Raw genomic sequence first — 15816 nt, forward strand, 5'->3', positions numbered from 1 at the left:
CGGGTTATTGTTTGTCACAAAAAAGTGGTAGACTTGCTCAGTTAACCCACTCAAAAGCAAGAACGAATGACCGTCGAAACACAACTCAATCCCACGCAACCAGTCAATCAACAGATTTATCGTATTCTCCGTCGCGACATTGTGCATTGTCTGATTGCACCGGGTACGCCGTTATCGGAAAAAGAAGTTTCTGTTCGTTTCAATGTGTCGCGCCAGCCAGTTCGTGAAGCCTTCATTAAGCTGGCGGAAAATGGCCTGATTCAAATTCGCCCGCAACGTGGCAGCTACGTCAATAAAATCTCCATGACTCAGGTACGCAACGGTAGTTTTATCCGTCAGGCCATTGAGTGCGCCGTAGTCCGCAGAGCGGCGACCATGATTACCGATAGCCAGTGCTACCTGCTTGAGCAAAATCTCCACCAGCAACGTATAGCCATTGAACGCAAACAACTGGATGATTTTTTTGAACTTGATGATAACTTCCACCAAATCCTGACGCAGATTGCCGACTGTCAGCTCGCGTGGGACACCATTGAAAACCTGAAAGCGACCATTGACCGGGTACGCTATATGAGTTTTGACCACGTCTCGCCACCAGATATGTTGCTACGCCAACACATGGATATTTTTACTGCGCTACAAAAGCATGATGTCACTGCGGTAGAAAAAGCAATGACACTGCATTTGCAGGAAATAAGTGAATCCGTGCAGCAAATCCGCCAGGAAAACAGCGACTGGTTTAGCGAAGAGTAATTCATGTCCTCTCATCCCACCCGGGATGAGACTCCATTCCCTTCTTCTGGTTCATGCAAGCATCAAAAAAGATGTGAACTTGATCATAAACAAAAAAATATTCACTCGACAGGAGTATTTATATTGCGCCCGTTACGTGGGCTTCGACTGTAAATCAGAAAGGAGAAAACACCTATGACGACCTACGATCGTAACCGTAACGCAATCACCACTGGCAGCCGTGTTATGGTTAGCGGCACCGGTCACACTGGCAAGATCCTGTCGATTGATACTGAAGGTCTGACCGCAGAGCAAATCCGCCGCGGAAAAACCGTGGTTGTTGAAGGTTGTGATGAAAAACTCGCGCCTCTGGACCTGATTCGTCTCGGCATGAACTAAGCGTGTGAATGCCGCCGATGGCGGCATTGCTGTTTTTACGCCACGGTATATTTTGCCACGGTTGCTTTCGCGCCTTCAGTCAATAAAGACAAATACGCCTCTGTTACTTTATCTGTGAATAAAGCATTGTTCGGCAAATCGTTACCAAAGATCGCCTCAATCGCTATCAATGCCCGCACGCGTTCTTTCCCTTCCTCACTATTTTGTACGGTCTGCTGGATCACAGACAATAACGGGTCGCTGATCTCAATTGGATTACCCAGCTCATCTACACCGCCGACATAACGCATCCAACCCGCGACACCAAGCGCCAGGAGATTAAATGAACTGCCATGCGCCAAATGCCAGCGCACAGAATCCAGCATACGTTGTGGCAGTTTCTGACTACCATCCATCGCAATCTGCCAGGTCCGATGGCGTAAAGCAGGGTTACTGTAGCGCTCAATCAATCGGTTAGCATAATCTTGCAGATCCACCCCCTGCACTTTCAGCGTCGGTGCCTGTTCCTGCAACATTAATGTAAGCGCTACACGGCGATAATTATCATCTTCCATACAATCATTAATATGCTGATAACCCGTCAGATATCCCAGATAAGCCAGGAAGGAATGGCTGCCGTTGAGCATACGCAGTTTCATCTCTTCATATGGCAGTACATCACTAACCAGTTCGGCTCCCGCTTTTTCCCATTCCGGGCGTCCGGCAACAAAGTTATCTTCAATCACCCACTGGCGGAAAGGTTCACAGGCAACACCTGCCGGATCACGCACACCGGCGAGTTGTTCGATTTTATCCAGTGTTTCTGCCGTGACCGCGGGTACAATGCGATCCACCATTGTCGATGGGAAAGTCACGTTTTCTACAATCCATTGCGCCAGTTTTTCGTCGACAGCACGCGCATAAGAAGTGACAACGTCACGCATAACATGACCATTCTCAGGCATGTTATCGCACGACATCACCGTAAATGCCTGTAACCCTGCCGCTTTACGTCGTGCCAACGCCTCGACGATAACCCCTGGTGCCGTTTTGGGCTGGTGAGGATTGTTCAGATCAGCGACGATCATTGGGTGATCCAACATTAACTGGCCGCTCGCCGGTGAGTGGAAATAACCTTTCTCCGTAATTGTCAGGGAGACAATAGCAATTTGCGGTTCACACATGGCAGCCAGTACCGCTTCCAAACCGTCGATTTGCACATGCAGCGCTTTTTTCACTACGCCAATGACACGAGCAGTCCAGGCATCTGCGGACATCTCCGCAACGGTATAGAGATTATCTTGCTGCTTTAGATCGACGATTTGCTGTTCCCCGCCGATTAAGTTGACCTCATAATATCCCCAGTCACTGCAATGTTCAGCGGCAAGAATATCGGCATACACGCCTTGATGCGCGCGATGAAATGCGCCAAAACCTAAATGAACAATTCGAGGTATCAAATTATTACGCTCATAGACAGGAAGCGTAGCCTTCGCTGATAACAAATTATTTCCCATGATCCCATATCCTAATTGTCAATAATATTCTTGACTATATGTAATTCTGCTTTACACATTTAACAATAAAACGCTTACATGCCTCATAAAAATCAAGGTGACACTTGTCACCTTGAATAATTTATATTAATGCTTTGCCCACTCCTGATATTCTGATTTTAATTTTCGTGGCGCAGTTTCTGGCATCAGAATCAAACCACCAATAGAAATAACACCAAGAACAATCACATAAATAGCCATGCCATAATAATGACCACCGGTAACCTGAAGGATTTTTACTGCAACCAACCCCAATACTCCGCTACCTATTAATGAGCCTAATTGCCAAATTAGAGCAATACCACTGCACCGAATATGGGTTGGGAATAACTCAGGGAAAAAAGATGCCTGCGGTGCATAACACATGCTATGACCAAAACTAATGACAATTATCATTACCAACTGTGTTAGCCAGAAGTTATCTTGATTGATAGCCAGGAAAAAAGGAATAATCATGATAACTTGTAATAAAGCGCCCATAATATAAACAGGTTTACGACCAATCTTGTCACAAAGCGCCCCCATTAAAGGAATTGCGAACACTTCTATAATGACGGCGACAATCATCGTCTCCATTAAAATATTAGCATCCAGATTGTTAGCTTTCCCGTAAGCCAATACAATTACAGTAAACATCGCGAATGTACAGGCTTCAATCAGTTTTGCGCAAACGCCTTTTGCTACAATGCCAGGATAATCACGTATAACTTCAATTAGAGGGCGAGACTCCTCTGCTTTTGTTTCCCTAATTTGAGCAAATACAGGAGACTCATCAATTTTTAAACGAATAAATAATCCTACGATTACAAGTAACAGGCTCAATAAAAATGGAATACGCCAACCATAGTCCATCATCGCTTCTGGAGTTAACGTCGCATTGAGTATTGCGAATAATGCCATCGGAAGTAAAAAGCCTACTGGAGCACCAATCTGAACCCAACTGGCAAAAAAACCACGTCGTTTGGGCTCAGCATATTCAGCAGTCATCAATACAGCACCAGCCTGTTCGCCTCCAACCCCAAAACCTTGTAAGACTCGTATAAATATTAATAATGCCGGAGCCCATATACCGATCTCTTCATAGGTTGGTAGTAACCCAATGCAAAAAGTGCCCAATCCAACAATTAAGATCGTAATAACCAATGCTTTTTTTCTTCCGACTTTATCACCTATATGCCCAAATACAATCCCTCCCAGAGGTCGAGCAAGAAAGCCAACAGCATATGTGGCAAACGCGGCCAGTGTACTAATTAAAGGATCATCACTGGGGAAAAATAAATGACCGAAAAATAATACTGCCGCTGTGCCATAAGCAAAAAAATCGTAGTATTCAGCAGCAGTACCAATCGCTGAAGCCGACGCAACACGTCGAACGACAGGTGTATTTTTGATTTCATTTTTTATATCGACGGAACTAACCATAAAAATATACCTTTGTAGGATTGAGGAATAATCAACATCCATGTCGCAAGTTTTTTACCTTACCAGTTCCATAACGTGCCATCTTCCAGACGTGCGACTGGCAGATAAGCAGGTTCGTAGGGATATTTCGCCGCCAGCTTTTCATCGAACTCGATGCCAATACCTGGCTTGTCACCCGGATGCATATAGCCGTTATCGAAGCTCCAGTTGTGCGGGAACACTTCGAGCATTTGTTCTGAGTAGCCCATGTATTCTTGTACGCCAAAATTCGGCACCCACAGGTCAAAGTGCAAAGCCGCAGCCATGCAGACTGGTGACAAATCGGAAGGGCCGTGTGAGCCTGTGCGCACCTGATAAAGCGAAGCAAAATCCGCAATCCGACGCATACCGGTAATGCCGCCTGCATGGGTCAGCGTGGTACGGATATAGTCGATAAGTTGCTCTTCAATGAGCTGTTTGCAGTCCCAAATGCTATTGAAGACTTCACCCACCGCAATTGGCGTGACGGTATGTTGGCGAATCAGACGGAAACACTCCTGGTTTTCTGCGGGGGTCGGATCTTCCATCCAGAACATGCGAAAATCTTCAATGCTTTTACCAAAGCGCGCCGCTTCAATAGGCGTTAAGCGATGATGCATGTCATGCAGCAAATGTTCATCAAAACCAAACTTGTTACGTACCGCGTCGAACAGTTTTGGCATGAAGTCGAGATATTTTTCCGTTGACCACAACTGCTCTTCTGGCCACTGCCCTTTGGTCGCAGGTTCATAGGCCTGCCCTTTTCCTTTGGACATACCGTAAGTCGTTTTCATGCCAGGAATACCGCACTGCACGCGGATGGCCTTGAATCCCAGTTCCTGATGACGGGCATAATCATCCAGTGCCTCATCAATACTGTGACCGGTGGTATGGCAATAGACCATCACCCCTTCGCGAGACGCGCCGCCGAGTAACTGGTAAAGCGGCATGTTGGCAGCTTTGGCTTTAATGTCCCATAGCGCCATATCAACGGCTGAAATGGCCGACATAGTCACCGGGCCGCGACGCCAGTAAGCACCTTTATAGAAAAACTGCCAGATATCTTCGATACGGTGGGCATCGCGGCCTATAAGTTGCGGACACAGGTGATCCTGCAAATAGGACGCAACGGAAAGCTCGCGTCCGTTGAGAGTGGCATCACCAAGACCGGTAATACCGTCCTCGGTGGTGATTTTTAAGGTGACGAAATTACGCCCCGGACAGGTAACAAAAACTTCAGCCCCTACAATCTTCATGTTCTATTCCTTGCATCGCTTATCGTGATGCATGAAATCTACGCAACTGAGCTACTACCATACAAGTATGAAGATCAAAAAAAGCCAGAACGATCACAAAAAAAAGCGCATATTTGCGCCATGAATAGTTCTAAAAATAGTCAAAACTTATTGTTTTTCAGTGCCCTGAAAACGCGTATGTCATTGATAATAAAATATCTTATAGACCAGAAAAATCAGGCACGTCCCCAGCCAGCAACAATAATCAACATACCGCAAAGCGCAATTATCGCGCCTGTCCAGTCGTAGAGACTGAGCTTCACCCCATCCACCACACGCAGCCAAATCAACGCCGTACAGACATAAACGCCACCATAAGCCGCATAAACTCGCCCACTTGCTGCGGGATGTAACGTTAACAGCCAGACAAACAGCGCCAGGGAAATCCCCGCCGGAACCAACAGCCAGACGCTGGCATTTCGTTTCAGCCATAACCAGGGTAAAAAGCAACCCATGATTTCACACAGGGCAGTAACAAAAAACAGTAACGTTGTTTTAATCATCTTTGTCACTTATTGACATCATGTATATTTATAGGGCGACATAATATCATCAACATATACATCCTTCTGTTACGTTTCGTGTTCACAGTGGATCGTGTAAAATCGCCCTTAATCATTCATACAAGGAATGAATCATGAATATCACTCTCTGCAAAAAACTCAGCCTGCTCGCTTTTCTGCTGCCTTGCGCACTGGCATTTAGCGCAACTACTCATGCAGAAACTAACAAACTGGTGATTGAATCTGGCGACAGCGCACAGAGTCGCCAGCAGGCGGCGATGGAAAAAGAGCAATGGAATGACACGCGTAATCTGCGTCAGAAAGTCAACAAACGCACCGAGAAAGAATGGGATAAAGCTGACGCCGCATTCGATAACCGCGATAAATGTGAGCAGAGTGCCAACATTAATGCCTACTGGGAGCCGAATACTTTACGCTGTCTGGACCGTCGTACTGGCCGCGTAATCATCCCCTAACCTGTTATTGATATAAGGAATGTAAGGACACGTTATGACAAGCGCCCACAGTGTTAAGCTACGTCCGCTGGAGCGTGAAGATTTACGCTATGTGCATCAACTCGACAATAACGCCAGCGTAATGCGTTACTGGTTTGAGGAACCCTACGAAGCCTTCGTTGAACTCTCTGATCTGTACGATAAACATATTCACGATCAGAGTGAACGCCGTTTCGTCGTGGAATGTGATGGCGAAAAAGCCGGTCTGGTAGAGCTGGTGGAAATTAACCACGTCCATCGCCGCGCTGAATTTCAGATAATCATCTCCCCGGAATACCAGGGTAAAGGTCTGGCAACCCGCGCCGCGACATTAGCGATGGATTATGGCTTCACTGTTCTTAATCTCTATAAACTTTATCTGATCGTCGATAAAGAGAATGAAAAAGCGATTCATATTTACCGTAAGCTCGGTTTTACGGTCGAAGGTGAACTGATGCATGAATTCTTTATTAACGGTCAATATCGCAATGCCATTCGCATGTGCATATTCCAGCATCAGTATCTGGCGGAACATAAAACGCAGGGGCAGACTCTACTGAAACCGACCGCGCAATAGCATTAATAATAATCAATGGTATTTTTGATGGTGTAAACCCGTTCGACAGCGGGTTTTTCCCCCTCATCCACAATGATTAATTGGCAGTCCACCGGATTGGCGTGGCTGTCATATTCACAGGTCTGCCTGATATTACCAACCTGTTGATTATTCAGCAAAGTAATGGCCGTATAATCGAGTTTTTTGATCGGATCCTTTGACGGTGTCGCGGTGACAGATAACGTTTTGTCGTTGCTTATTGTCGTTTTACCCAGCGGATACCCCTGGCCATCATACCGATACTCCATCTTCATCTGTTTACTGCTGGCTTTAACCACGAAGCCATTATCATCGGTTTCCCAACTCACCCCTGCGGAAGGTAATTCCGCTAACTGACATTTCCCCTGTAAACGTACTCGCTTCTCCAGCGTCTGTGCATCACGGTAATAATTTGCGTCTAACACCAGGGCAACTACAGTATTATTCTCCAGATCCAGCAATTCGAGAGAATCAAAACAGCCTTCTTCCGATAAAGTACCTGAAACGCGCTTCGTTACTTCCCCTTGCTCATTTATTAATGTCTGAGTGAAATCCTTAACCGGACCACGCAGCGGATCAAAATCGAATTCATTAGAGAAACTGGCCATCTCTGGCGTAAAAGAGAGCGTTACTTCTGTGCGGTCACATCCTGTAAGCGTTATCGCGAGCAAACATGGCAGTAATTTGGCATTCACATCAGTCACCTGACAGTAAAGATGATTCTCAATCATAGTAGCAAATACAGTAATTTACACGTGAAATGCTATGCTTAGGTAGTAATATTCATGTAAGGAGCCAATGATGAAAAACGTCGCCTGTAGTGCCGCACTTCTGCTCGCCCTGGCCTCATCCACAGTGCTCGCCGCGTCGGATTCTTGTGAGCGTATAAAAAGCGATATTTCACAGCGCATTATCAATAACGGCGTCCCGGAAAGCAGCTTCACTTTAAGTATTGTGCCGAATGATCAGGTTGATCAGCCTGATTCACAGGTCGTCGGGCATTGTGCCAACGACACGCATAAAATTCTCTATACCCGCACCACCAGCGGTAATGTTTCTGCCCACTCTCAACCAACCCATGATAGTGGCCCTGCCGAACCGCAGCAATAAACCTGTGGCTGCCTGATACGACGCTTACGCGTCTTATCAGGTCTACGTCCAGGTCTGGCGCGTGTGGTATTGTTATGCACTGGTCTAAGATGCAGGCTGTGTTCACTAATCCACGCCATAACCCTTGCCGGGTTTGTGCGGGAATGAATCCTCATACCTGATGGCGAGATGATCGGACGTGCGCTCTTTTATGGCCTGCATATGACCGTCGGAATGGCCGTCGCAGGTTAACAAATTAGTGCGGGTTACCCCGCACGTTTCAGGATGATAAGAATGACGCATTTTTCACAACAAGATAATTTTTCTGTCGCGGCGCGCGTGCTGGGCGCGCTGTTTTATTACGCTCCAGAGAGTGCAGAAGCCTCTCCGCTGGTTTCTGCGTTAACCGGCGACGGCTGGGATACCCAGTGGCCCTTGTCACAAACGTCATTAGCACCGCTGGTAACGACTTTTAAGGAAGAGTGTGAAGAGTCGCGTAATCAGGCCTGGCAACGGCTGTTTGTCGGCCCGTATGCGCTACCGTCACCGCCGTGGGGATCTGTCTGGCTGGATCGCGAATCGGTGCTGTTTGGCGATTCTACATTGGCGCTCCGTCAATGGATGCGCGAAAAAGGCATTCAGTTTGAAATGAAACAAAACGAACCGGAAGATCATTTTGGTTCACTGCTATTGATGGCAGCATGGCTGGCAGAGAACGGTCGCCAGACCGAGTGCGAAGAATTGCTGGCGTGGCACCTTTTACCGTGGTCGACACGTTTCCTTGAGGTGTTTATCGAAAAAGCAGAACACCCTTTTTATCGCTCACTCGGTGAGCTGGCCCGTTTAACACTGGCACAATGGCAGTCACAATTGTTAATTCCTGTCGCGGTTAAGCCTCTGTTTCGTTGAATAATCGTTAGTATGACCGAAAGGCGGTAACTGCACGCCTTTCGGATAAAATAAGTGACAACGTCACGATTAGTTTCTCATAAAGCACATACAGCTTTTGCTCCAGACCCCTTTTCCCGCAAAATAGATGCCTGTGTTTAATTTGCCATTTCTGCTCATGCATCATCTACACATCTACCCGGATCTACGCACCATGTTCCGCCGTCTGTTTATTGCGACGGTGATCGGTATTCTCGCGGCTCTTGCCGTCGCAGGGTTTCATCATGCGATGCTGTTGCTGGAGTGGTTGTTCCTGAACAATGATTCCGGAAGTCTGGTTAATGCTGCCATGAACCTTTCGCCGTGGCGTCGCCTGCTAACTCCGGCACTTGGCGGACTGGCAGCAGGTCTATTGCTGATGGGATGGCAGAAATTCACGCAACAACGCCCTCACGCGCCTACCGATTATATGGAGGCATTACAAACCGATGGGCAGTTTGATTATGCCACCAGTCTGGTCAAATCTTTCGCGTCTTTGCTGGTGGTGACGAGCGGCAGTGCCATTGGACGTGAAGGTGCGATGATCCTGTTGGCAGCGCTTGCCGCCTCCTGGTTTGCACAACGTCTTACACCGCGTGAAGAGTGGAAATTGTGGATTGCCTGTGGCGCTGCTGCGGGGATGGCTGCGGCCTATCGCGCCCCGCTTGCCGGAAGTTTGTTTATTGCTGAAGTGCTGTTTGGCACCATGATGCTGGCCTCTCTCGGTCCGGTGGTAATTTCCGCCGTAGTGGCACTGCTTGTCAGCCATCTTCTTAATAATAGCGATGCTTTGCTCTACAGCGTGCAACTCTCAGTAATAGTTAAGACCCGTGACTATGCGCTGATTATTAGTACTGGTGTACTGATGGGACTGTGCGGTCCACTGTTTTTAAAGCTAATGAACGCCAGTCATCGGGGCTTTGTTAATCTCAAACTTGCGCCCCCCTGGCAACTGGCATTGGGAGGTTTGATCGTGGGACTGCTTTCCCTGCTCACACCGGCTGTGTGGGGCAACGGCTATAGTACGGTACAATCCTTTTTAACTGCCCCGCCATTGCTTACGGTCATTGCAGGGATCTTTCTTTGCAAACTTTTTGCCGTGCTGGCCAGCAGTGGTTCCGGCGCGCCAGGCGGTGTGTTTACGCCAACACTATTTATCGGACTGGCTATTGGTATGCTGTATGGTCGTAGCCTGGGGTTATGGCTTCCTGGCGGAGAAGAAATTACGCTGTTACTCGGGCTAACCGGGATGGCAACACTACTGGCTGCAACCACGCATGCGCCAATTATGTCGACATTGATGATATGCGAAATGACCGGGGAGTATCAGCTACTCCCCGGTTTATTAATTGCTTGTGTGATTGCGTCAGTAACGTCGCGGACGTTACACCGTGACTCTATCTACCGCCAACACACTGCGCAGCATGGGTAAGCGGATGTATTGCCCCAGTTCACGCTGTTCTGCGCGCGGCAAATAAGGCAGTTCGCCAATGAGCGGTGCCGGGAGTTTTTTACCCAATACATCTATGATTTCAGCGTAATGTGCTAACCCTGGGTTGATACGGTTAGCCACCCAGCCAATGAGCGGAAGACCATCGTTCGCAATCGCCTGTGCGGTCAGAAGCGCATGGTTAATACAGCCTTCCTGAATGCCCACCACCATCAACACCGGTAGCTGCTCCTGAACCACCCATTCAGAGAGCGGACGCAGGTCATTCATCAGACTACGCCAGCCGCCAGTGCCTTCGACCACCACATGGTCGACTTTATTCGTCAGGTTAGCCAGACCATTTGAAATGAGGGTGTAATTGATCGGGCAACTGTGCGCCACACTACTTTCTTCTTCGCTTAACGCAATGGGATTGACTGCTTCATAAGGCAGTTCAATAGATGAAACACTCTGCAACACCAGGGCATCTTTATTACGTAGCCCATCGGGTGTCTCTTTGCTCCCCTTCGCTACGGGTTTATACCCCGCAACCGTTTTTCCCTGGGAGGCTAACGCTTGTAGCAATGCGCGGGAAACCACCGTTTTCCCTACAGAAGTGTCTGTACCTGTTATAAAGAAACGCTTCAGCATCACTAACTCCACCGTTATGCTTCACAAATATAAGCCAGGAAAATAATTCAACTTTGGAAGTCTAAGTTATGCTTTCCTGCCCCAATTTGAGATAGCGCAAATTTTGGTAGAACAGTTAAAAAATGTTAACCCTGCAACAGACGAATCAACAAAGAACCGTTATACATAGCGTCTTTTACCAATGCGGCTCCCGCCATCGTCCCCTGATTAGAAAACTGAGTGCTTTCGACGCTAATGTGCTGGCTGTAGGCAGGAAGCGCCTGCTGACGGATGCTGTCAGAAATGACAGGGAACAGGATTTCTGCCGCTTTGCTTAACGGTGAACCAATCAGTATTTTTTGTGGGTTAAATAAATTCACCATGATGGCAAGAATGCGCCCAACATGCGCCCCCACACCGGTAATAATATCTTTTGCCAGCAGATCGCCCCGCAGTGCCGCCTGGCACAATGAGTCCACGGTTAACGGCTGTCCGTGTAACATCGAACTCATGGATTGATTCAAACGTAATTGCGCCAGTTCAAGAATGCTGTCAACACTGGCGATGGTTTCCAGGCAGCCGTGGTTACCGCAATAACAGCGTTTTCCATAGGGGTCGACCTGAGTGTGGCCTATCTCCACAAGGCTACTGCTTCCTGCGTGTAACAGATGACCATCGGTAATCACACCCGCTCCCACATTGTGATCGATAACCACCTGAATCACATCGCGCGCTCCGCGGGATGCGCCGAACAAGGCCTCGGCCATCGTCCACGCGCTGATATCATGCTGAATATAAACCGGTACACCGGTATGCTGCTCAAGCGCTTCACCGAGCGGCATCTCTTTTACGTCCTCGTAGAACGGCATACGATGTACAATACCATTTTCCGTATCAATAATTCCCGGCATGGTAATGGCAATAGAAGTCAGGCGCTCGAGTTTTTTCTGATGGCGAATAAAAAACTGATCAATATGAGTAATGATGCGATCCAACAGCGGTAATTCATCCTGCAGCACCAACTCCAGCGAGTCTTCCACCACCAACTTGCTGCTTAAATCACGCAGTGCAAGAAAAATCTCGCCACGACTAATACGCAAAGAAAGATAGTGCCAGGCTTCCGTTTCTACTACCAACCCCACCGCCGGACGGCCACGGTTTCCAGCCTCTTTAATTTCCAGCTCTTGCACCAGGTGCGCTTCAAGCATTTCGCGGACAATTTTGGTAATACTGGCTGGCGCGAGCTGCGCCATGCGAGAAAGGTCGATACGCGAAATGGGACCAAGCTGATCAATCAGGCGATATACAGCACCTGCGTTGGTCTGCTTTATTTGATCAATGTGCCCCGGCTGGTTTTCAGCAACCACCTCATACTCCCTATATTTTCGCGCTCCGAAATAATCTGTAGGCTATGGTGAAGCACTTCAATGCGTAACGTCAAATTTTTACTTAGCCATGTGATTGACAGCACATTTTTCGGGATTTTTTGCTGAATTTTTCCTCATCAGAGAGCATTCAGTAGCTGAATACGAAAGTTACGTGCTGCCGGGCTTTGTTCATGATGTTTTGGCCAAACCAGCCACATCTCAGAAACCGCATCCTCTTCCGCAATAGATACCCAACGCATTTCATTGAGTTGTACTCGTTTGAAAGAAGCGGGCAAAATCGAAACGCCAAGACCCGCGGAAACCAGGCCGATGATAGTCATCGCCTCGCCGACTTCCTGGGTGATGACTGGGGTGAGATTGTAACGTCGCATCAGGCCGAGAATGTCATCATACAGCCCCGTCCCTACGTGCGGATCAAAAAAAACAAAGGGTTCTTTTGCCAGTTCTGCCAGCGTTACATTCGATTTATTGGCCAAAGGATGATCATGCGGGATCATCGCCATAAGTGGTTCATGCACAATGACCGCGTGGTCCAGCGTCTCCGGCAACACAGTATTTCGTAGCAACCCCATATCCAGCGTCCCTTCGATAAGGGGTGCTATTTGCTCGCGGGTGTTCATCTCGCGTGTCTGCAAATGAACATCAGGAAATTCGCGACGAAACAGCGATAAGGTATCAGATACTGCGCGAATAAATGGCGCTGATGAGGTAAAGCCAATGCGTAACTCTCCCGCCTCTCCCTGATGCAGGCGTTCAGCGCGAGCGGCAGCGTCATCCACCATAGACAGGATTTGCCGACTATCAGCAAGGAACTGCTTCCCTGCTGCCGTCAGCATTACGCTGCGATTGGTTCGTGCCAGCAGTCGCGCGCCAATTTGTTGCTCCAGTATCTGAATCTGCTGGCTTAGCGGCGGTTGTGAAATATTCAGTCGGGCAGCAGCGCGACCAAAATGCAGCTCTTCCGCAACAGCAATGAAGTAACGAAGGTGGCGCAATTCAATATTCATATTTTAAACATCTTATTTGAGACTATTAATATATTAGACATAACAATTCGATTTTCCTAATCTATTCCTAATCCCACATCACGGGCATATTTAGCAAGGATTTCAAGTGAGTCGTACTACAACTGTTGATGGCACTCCGGCAAGTGACACTGACAAGAAAAACCTTTCCCGGACAAACGAATTCATTAAACGCGGTACGCCGCAATTTATGCGTGTCACTCTGGCTCTATTCTCGGCCGGGCTGGCAACCTTTGCGCTTCTTTATTGTGTGCAGCCTATTCTTCCGGTGCTTTCGCAAGAATTTGGCTTAACGCCTGCTAACAGTAGTATTTCACTGTCAATTTCAACGATCATGCTTGCCATTGGTTTACTATTTACTGGCCCACTTTCCGATGCCATAGGTCGCAAGCCGGTGATGGTGACGGCACTACTGTTGGCCTCCATCTGCACGTTACTTTCGACGATGATGACTAGCTGGCACGGTATTTTGATTATGCGCGCCTTGATTGGTCTGTCGTTAAGCGGCGTAGCTGCCGTTGGCATGACCTACCTTAGCGAAGAGATCCACCCCAGTTTTGTGGCATTTTCAATGGGGCTGTACATCAGCGGCAACTCAATTGGCGGTATGAGTGGGCGCTTAATCAGCGGGGTATTTACTGACTTCTTTAACTGGCGAATTGCTCTGGCGGTTATTGGCTGTTTCGCTCTGACCTCAGCGTTAATGTTCTGGAAAATCCTCCCGGAGTCACGCCATTTCCGCCCATCCTCGTTGCGCCCAAAAACGCTGTTTATTAACTTCCGTCTGCACTGCCGTGATCAGGGATTACCCTTATTATTCGTCGAAGGTTTTTTGCTGATGGGGTCGTTCGTCACTCTGTTTAATTACATTGGTTATCGGTTGATGCTTCCCCCCTGGCATGTCAGTCAGGCCGTGGTTGGCTTATTATCGCTAGTCTATTTGACTGGCACCTGGAGTTCGCCAAAAGCAGGCACCATGACTACCCGCTTCGGTCGTGGTCCGGTGATGTTATTTTCGACAGGTGTCATGCTTTTTGGCCTTCTCCTGACATTGTTCAACCCACTGTGGTTGATTTTTGCCGGTATGATGCTTTTCTCTACAGGATTCTTTGCCGCTCACTCTGTCGCCAGTAGCTGGATTGGCCCACGTGCTAAACGCGCCAGAGGCCAGGCTTCCTCGCTGTATCTATTTTGTTACTATCTGGGTTCAAGTATTGCAGGGACATTAGGTGGCGTCTTCTGGCATAACTATGGCTGGAACGGCGTCGGTGCATTTATTGCCGTGATGTTGGTGGTCGCTATTCTGGTCGGAACACGTTTACATCATCGCCTGCACGCCTGAAAAATAAGCCCGGACTGAGTTAAAACCTGTCCGGGCTTATTGTCTGCTCAACTCAACGTTAATAACCATCCCAAAATAGACGAAGTGCCGGCCATTTCTCGCAGTGCATCTAACGCCATCAGGATAATAAGCACCCAAATAAACGGATTCATTTTGCTGTGTGTCATTTATTGTTAATACACGGTGATTCTACCAATTTATAGGTAATGAAAAAGTTAAGTCAATCAATACTACCGATATTGGTGGGAAAATCTCCTTAAGTCACAATGCGTTATTATTTCTCACGTCATCGCTACTCGCTTTGTACATATCGTTACATGCCGAAACCAACCACTCACGGAAGCCTGCTATTTCCAGAGATATAGTCATTACATCGGCCCCGCAGTGGGGTTGCATAAAAAACCAAATTGAGGGTATGACAATGAAAAAAGTATTAGCTCTGGTTGTTGCCGCTGCTATGGGTCTCTCTTCTGCTGCCTTTGCCGCAGAGACTGCGACCACGCCTGCTCCGACTGCTGCTACCAAAGCAGCACCTGCAAAAACCATTCATCATAAAAAACAGCATAAAGCAGCGCCCGCCCAGAAAGCGCAAGCGGCTAAAAAACATCATAAAAAAGCAAAAACTGAACAGAAAGCACCTGAGCAAAAAGCACAGGCCGCCAAAAAGCACAGCAAAAAACACAGCCAGCAACAACCGACAAAACCTGCAGCACAGCCAGCCGCATAAGTTTTCGACAGCAATAGTGGCGCGCCCCCTCGCGCCTGAAAATTACGGTGCTAAGCGGGTAACGTTTAGCACCGCCTTTAGCGGAGGGTACTATGGTGGGCCGTTATCGCTTTGAGTTCATTCTTATCATCCTTATTTTATGTGCGCTGATTGCCGCCCGTTTTTATCTTTCCTGAGCGTAGTTATCTGATTTTACTCCCACTTTCATCCCGTCCCGTCTATAGTATTTACGAGGGTTTGCTTTTAATAATCATAATTACTCGCCA

General features: G+C 47.9%; 19 protein-coding genes and 1 pseudogene. 11 read left to right on the forward strand and 9 right to left on the reverse strand.

What is annotated here, in order from left to right:
• Nucleotides 1-66: 66 nt before the first annotated feature.
• Nucleotides 67-753, forward strand: coding sequence for a GntR family transcriptional regulator (locus A9587_RS02160; protein ID WP_000215557.1), 687 nt, complete (start codon nucleotides 67-69; stop codon nucleotides 751-753).
• 174 nt (nucleotides 754-927) lie between these two features.
• On the forward strand, nucleotides 928-1131 hold the full coding sequence (gene ydfZ, locus A9587_RS02165; protein WP_000214710.1) for a putative selenium delivery protein YdfZ: 204 nt from the start codon (nucleotides 928-930) through the stop codon (nucleotides 1129-1131).
• Between the two features lie 35 nt (nucleotides 1132-1166).
• On the opposite strand, the gene A9587_RS02170 is transcribed toward ydfZ, so the two are convergent.
• From A9587_RS02170 to A9587_RS02185, 4 genes are all read right to left on the reverse strand, one after another.
• A complete protein-coding gene (locus A9587_RS02170; RefSeq protein WP_105263195.1) occupies nucleotides 1167-2627 on the reverse strand; it encodes a mannitol dehydrogenase family protein in 1461 nt (486 codons plus the stop codon).
• A 126-nt stretch (nucleotides 2628-2753) separates the two neighbouring features.
• Entirely contained in the window at nucleotides 2754-4088 is a 1335-nt protein-coding gene (locus A9587_RS02175; protein ID WP_000255059.1) for an MFS transporter, read from the reverse strand.
• A gap of 59 nt (nucleotides 4089-4147) precedes the next feature.
• Nucleotides 4148-5362 (reverse strand): starvation-sensing protein RspA, encoded by a 1215-nt coding sequence (rspA, locus tag A9587_RS02180; protein WP_000706280.1) that lies wholly within the window; start codon nucleotides 5360-5362, stop codon nucleotides 4148-4150.
• Nucleotides 5363-5577: 215 nt separating this feature from the next.
• A complete protein-coding gene (locus A9587_RS02185; RefSeq protein WP_001516354.1) occupies nucleotides 5578-5904 on the reverse strand; it encodes a YnfA family protein in 327 nt (108 codons plus the stop codon).
• Nucleotides 5905-6038: 134 nt separating this feature from the next.
• Between A9587_RS02185 and A9587_RS02190 the strand changes: the two genes are divergently transcribed.
• Both A9587_RS02190 and speG read left to right on the forward strand, forming a co-directional pair.
• On the forward strand, nucleotides 6039-6380 hold the full coding sequence (locus A9587_RS02190; protein ID WP_001027860.1) for a DUF1283 family protein: 342 nt from the start codon (nucleotides 6039-6041) through the stop codon (nucleotides 6378-6380).
• A gap of 34 nt (nucleotides 6381-6414) precedes the next feature.
• Nucleotides 6415-6975: a spermidine N1-acetyltransferase gene (gene speG, locus A9587_RS02195; RefSeq protein ID WP_000199502.1), complete on the forward strand. Its 561-nt coding sequence runs from the start codon at nucleotides 6415-6417 to the stop codon at nucleotides 6973-6975.
• 2 nt (nucleotides 6976-6977) lie between these two features.
• Here the strand turns inward: speG and A9587_RS02200 are convergent, their stop codons facing one another.
• Entirely contained in the window at nucleotides 6978-7688 is a 711-nt protein-coding gene (locus A9587_RS02200) for a YnfC family lipoprotein (RefSeq protein WP_085947941.1), read from the reverse strand.
• A 106-nt stretch (nucleotides 7689-7794) separates the two neighbouring features.
• Here A9587_RS02200 and A9587_RS02205 point away from each other — a divergent pair, with 106 nt between their 5' ends.
• The 4 genes and pseudogenes from A9587_RS02205 (at nucleotide 7795) to clcB (ending at nucleotide 10441) form a co-directional block, all read left to right on the forward strand.
• Nucleotides 7795-8103 carry a DUF1161 domain-containing protein gene (locus A9587_RS02205; protein WP_000799836.1) on the forward strand — a complete coding sequence of 103 codons (309 nt, stop codon included), beginning with the start codon at nucleotides 7795-7797 and terminating at the stop codon, nucleotides 8101-8103.
• A gap of 147 nt (nucleotides 8104-8250) precedes the next feature.
• Nucleotides 8251-8334, forward strand: a pseudogene (locus tag A9587_RS24925) (hypothetical protein); the annotation flags it as partial.
• Between the two features lie 42 nt (nucleotides 8335-8376).
• Entirely contained in the window at nucleotides 8377-8991 is a 615-nt protein-coding gene (dmsD, locus tag A9587_RS02215) for a Tat proofreading chaperone DmsD (protein WP_000148720.1), read from the forward strand.
• A 157-nt stretch (nucleotides 8992-9148) separates the two neighbouring features.
• Complete coding sequence (gene clcB / locus A9587_RS02220) at nucleotides 9149-10441, forward strand: voltage-gated ClC-type chloride channel ClcB (protein ID WP_071985624.1); 1293 nt, start codon at nucleotides 9149-9151, stop codon at nucleotides 10439-10441.
• Here clcB and bioD read toward each other — a convergent pair.
• The 3 genes from bioD to A9587_RS02235 form a co-directional block, all read right to left on the reverse strand.
• A complete protein-coding gene (gene bioD / locus A9587_RS02225) occupies nucleotides 10394-11089 on the reverse strand; it encodes a dethiobiotin synthase (RefSeq protein WP_000919218.1) in 696 nt (231 codons plus the stop codon). The genes clcB and bioD overlap by 48 nt on opposite strands.
• A gap of 125 nt (nucleotides 11090-11214) precedes the next feature.
• The gene (gene mlc / locus A9587_RS02230) at nucleotides 11215-12435 is read right to left on the reverse strand and encodes a sugar metabolism global transcriptional regulator Mlc (RefSeq protein ID WP_105263196.1); all 1221 of its coding nucleotides are present in this window, start codon (nucleotides 12433-12435) and stop codon (nucleotides 11215-11217) included.
• Between the two features lie 137 nt (nucleotides 12436-12572).
• On the reverse strand, nucleotides 12573-13463 hold the full coding sequence (locus A9587_RS02235) for a LysR family transcriptional regulator (protein ID WP_001516353.1): 891 nt from the start codon (nucleotides 13461-13463) through the stop codon (nucleotides 12573-12575).
• A 106-nt stretch (nucleotides 13464-13569) separates the two neighbouring features.
• On the opposite strand from A9587_RS02235, the gene A9587_RS02240 reads away from it, so the two are divergent.
• Nucleotides 13570-14823 (forward strand): MFS transporter, encoded by a 1254-nt coding sequence (locus tag A9587_RS02240; protein WP_000091861.1) that lies wholly within the window; start codon nucleotides 13570-13572, stop codon nucleotides 14821-14823.
• 47 nt (nucleotides 14824-14870) lie between these two features.
• Here the strand turns inward: A9587_RS02240 and A9587_RS25605 are convergent, their stop codons facing one another.
• Nucleotides 14871-14990: a KPN_01571 family protein gene (locus tag A9587_RS25605; RefSeq protein ID WP_220131396.1), complete on the reverse strand. Its 120-nt coding sequence runs from the start codon at nucleotides 14988-14990 to the stop codon at nucleotides 14871-14873.
• 254 nt (nucleotides 14991-15244) lie between these two features.
• Here A9587_RS25605 and asr point away from each other — a divergent pair, with 254 nt between their 5' ends.
• Nucleotides 15245-15550 carry an acid resistance repetitive basic protein Asr gene (gene asr, locus A9587_RS02245; RefSeq protein WP_000756318.1) on the forward strand — a complete coding sequence of 102 codons (306 nt, stop codon included), beginning with the start codon at nucleotides 15245-15247 and terminating at the stop codon, nucleotides 15548-15550.
• A gap of 92 nt (nucleotides 15551-15642) precedes the next feature.
• Complete coding sequence (locus A9587_RS02250; protein ID WP_000233090.1) at nucleotides 15643-15726, forward strand: hypothetical protein; 84 nt, start codon at nucleotides 15643-15645, stop codon at nucleotides 15724-15726.
• Nucleotides 15727-15816 lie beyond the last annotated feature (90 nt).

The organism is Escherichia sp. MOD1-EC6162, assembly GCF_002965125.1.
GTDB classification, from domain to species: domain Bacteria; phylum Pseudomonadota; class Gammaproteobacteria; order Enterobacterales; family Enterobacteriaceae; genus Escherichia; species Escherichia marmotae.

What these genes read in the sequence shown, in the direction of transcription:
- A9587_RS02160 (WP_000215557.1), top strand. Translation starts at nt 67, where the DNA reads ATGACCGTCGAAACACAACTCAATCCCACGCAACCAGTCAATCAACAG.
- ydfZ (WP_000214710.1), top strand. Translation starts at nt 928, where the DNA reads ATGACGACCTACGATCGTAACCGTAACGCAATCACCACTGGCAGCCGT.
- A9587_RS02170 (WP_105263195.1), bottom strand. Translation starts at nt 2,627, where the DNA reads ATGGGAAATAATTTGTTATCAGCGAAGGCTACGCTTCCTGTCTATGAG.
- A9587_RS02175 (WP_000255059.1), bottom strand. Translation starts at nt 4,088, where the DNA reads ATGGTTAGTTCCGTCGATATAAAAAATGAAATCAAAAATACACCTGTC.
- rspA (WP_000706280.1), bottom strand. Translation starts at nt 5,362, where the DNA reads ATGAAGATTGTAGGGGCTGAAGTTTTTGTTACCTGTCCGGGGCGTAAT.
- A9587_RS02185 (WP_001516354.1), bottom strand. Translation starts at nt 5,904, where the DNA reads ATGATTAAAACAACGTTACTGTTTTTTGTTACTGCCCTGTGTGAAATC.
- A9587_RS02190 (WP_001027860.1), top strand. Translation starts at nt 6,039, where the DNA reads ATGAATATCACTCTCTGCAAAAAACTCAGCCTGCTCGCTTTTCTGCTG.
- speG (WP_000199502.1), top strand. Translation starts at nt 6,415, where the DNA reads ATGACAAGCGCCCACAGTGTTAAGCTACGTCCGCTGGAGCGTGAAGAT.
- A9587_RS02205 (WP_000799836.1), top strand. Translation starts at nt 7,795, where the DNA reads ATGAAAAACGTCGCCTGTAGTGCCGCACTTCTGCTCGCCCTGGCCTCA.
- dmsD (WP_000148720.1), top strand. Translation starts at nt 8,377, where the DNA reads ATGACGCATTTTTCACAACAAGATAATTTTTCTGTCGCGGCGCGCGTG.
- clcB (WP_071985624.1), top strand. Translation starts at nt 9,149, where the DNA reads ATGCATCATCTACACATCTACCCGGATCTACGCACCATGTTCCGCCGT.
- bioD (WP_000919218.1), bottom strand. Translation starts at nt 11,089, where the DNA reads ATGCTGAAGCGTTTCTTTATAACAGGTACAGACACTTCTGTAGGGAAA.
- A9587_RS02235 (WP_001516353.1), bottom strand. Translation starts at nt 13,463, where the DNA reads ATGAATATTGAATTGCGCCACCTTCGTTACTTCATTGCTGTTGCGGAA.
- A9587_RS25605 (WP_220131396.1), bottom strand. Translation starts at nt 14,990, where the DNA reads ATGACACACAGCAAAATGAATCCGTTTATTTGGGTGCTTATTATCCTG.
- asr (WP_000756318.1), top strand. Translation starts at nt 15,245, where the DNA reads ATGAAAAAAGTATTAGCTCTGGTTGTTGCCGCTGCTATGGGTCTCTCT.
- A9587_RS02250 (WP_000233090.1), top strand. Translation starts at nt 15,643, where the DNA reads ATGGTGGGCCGTTATCGCTTTGAGTTCATTCTTATCATCCTTATTTTA.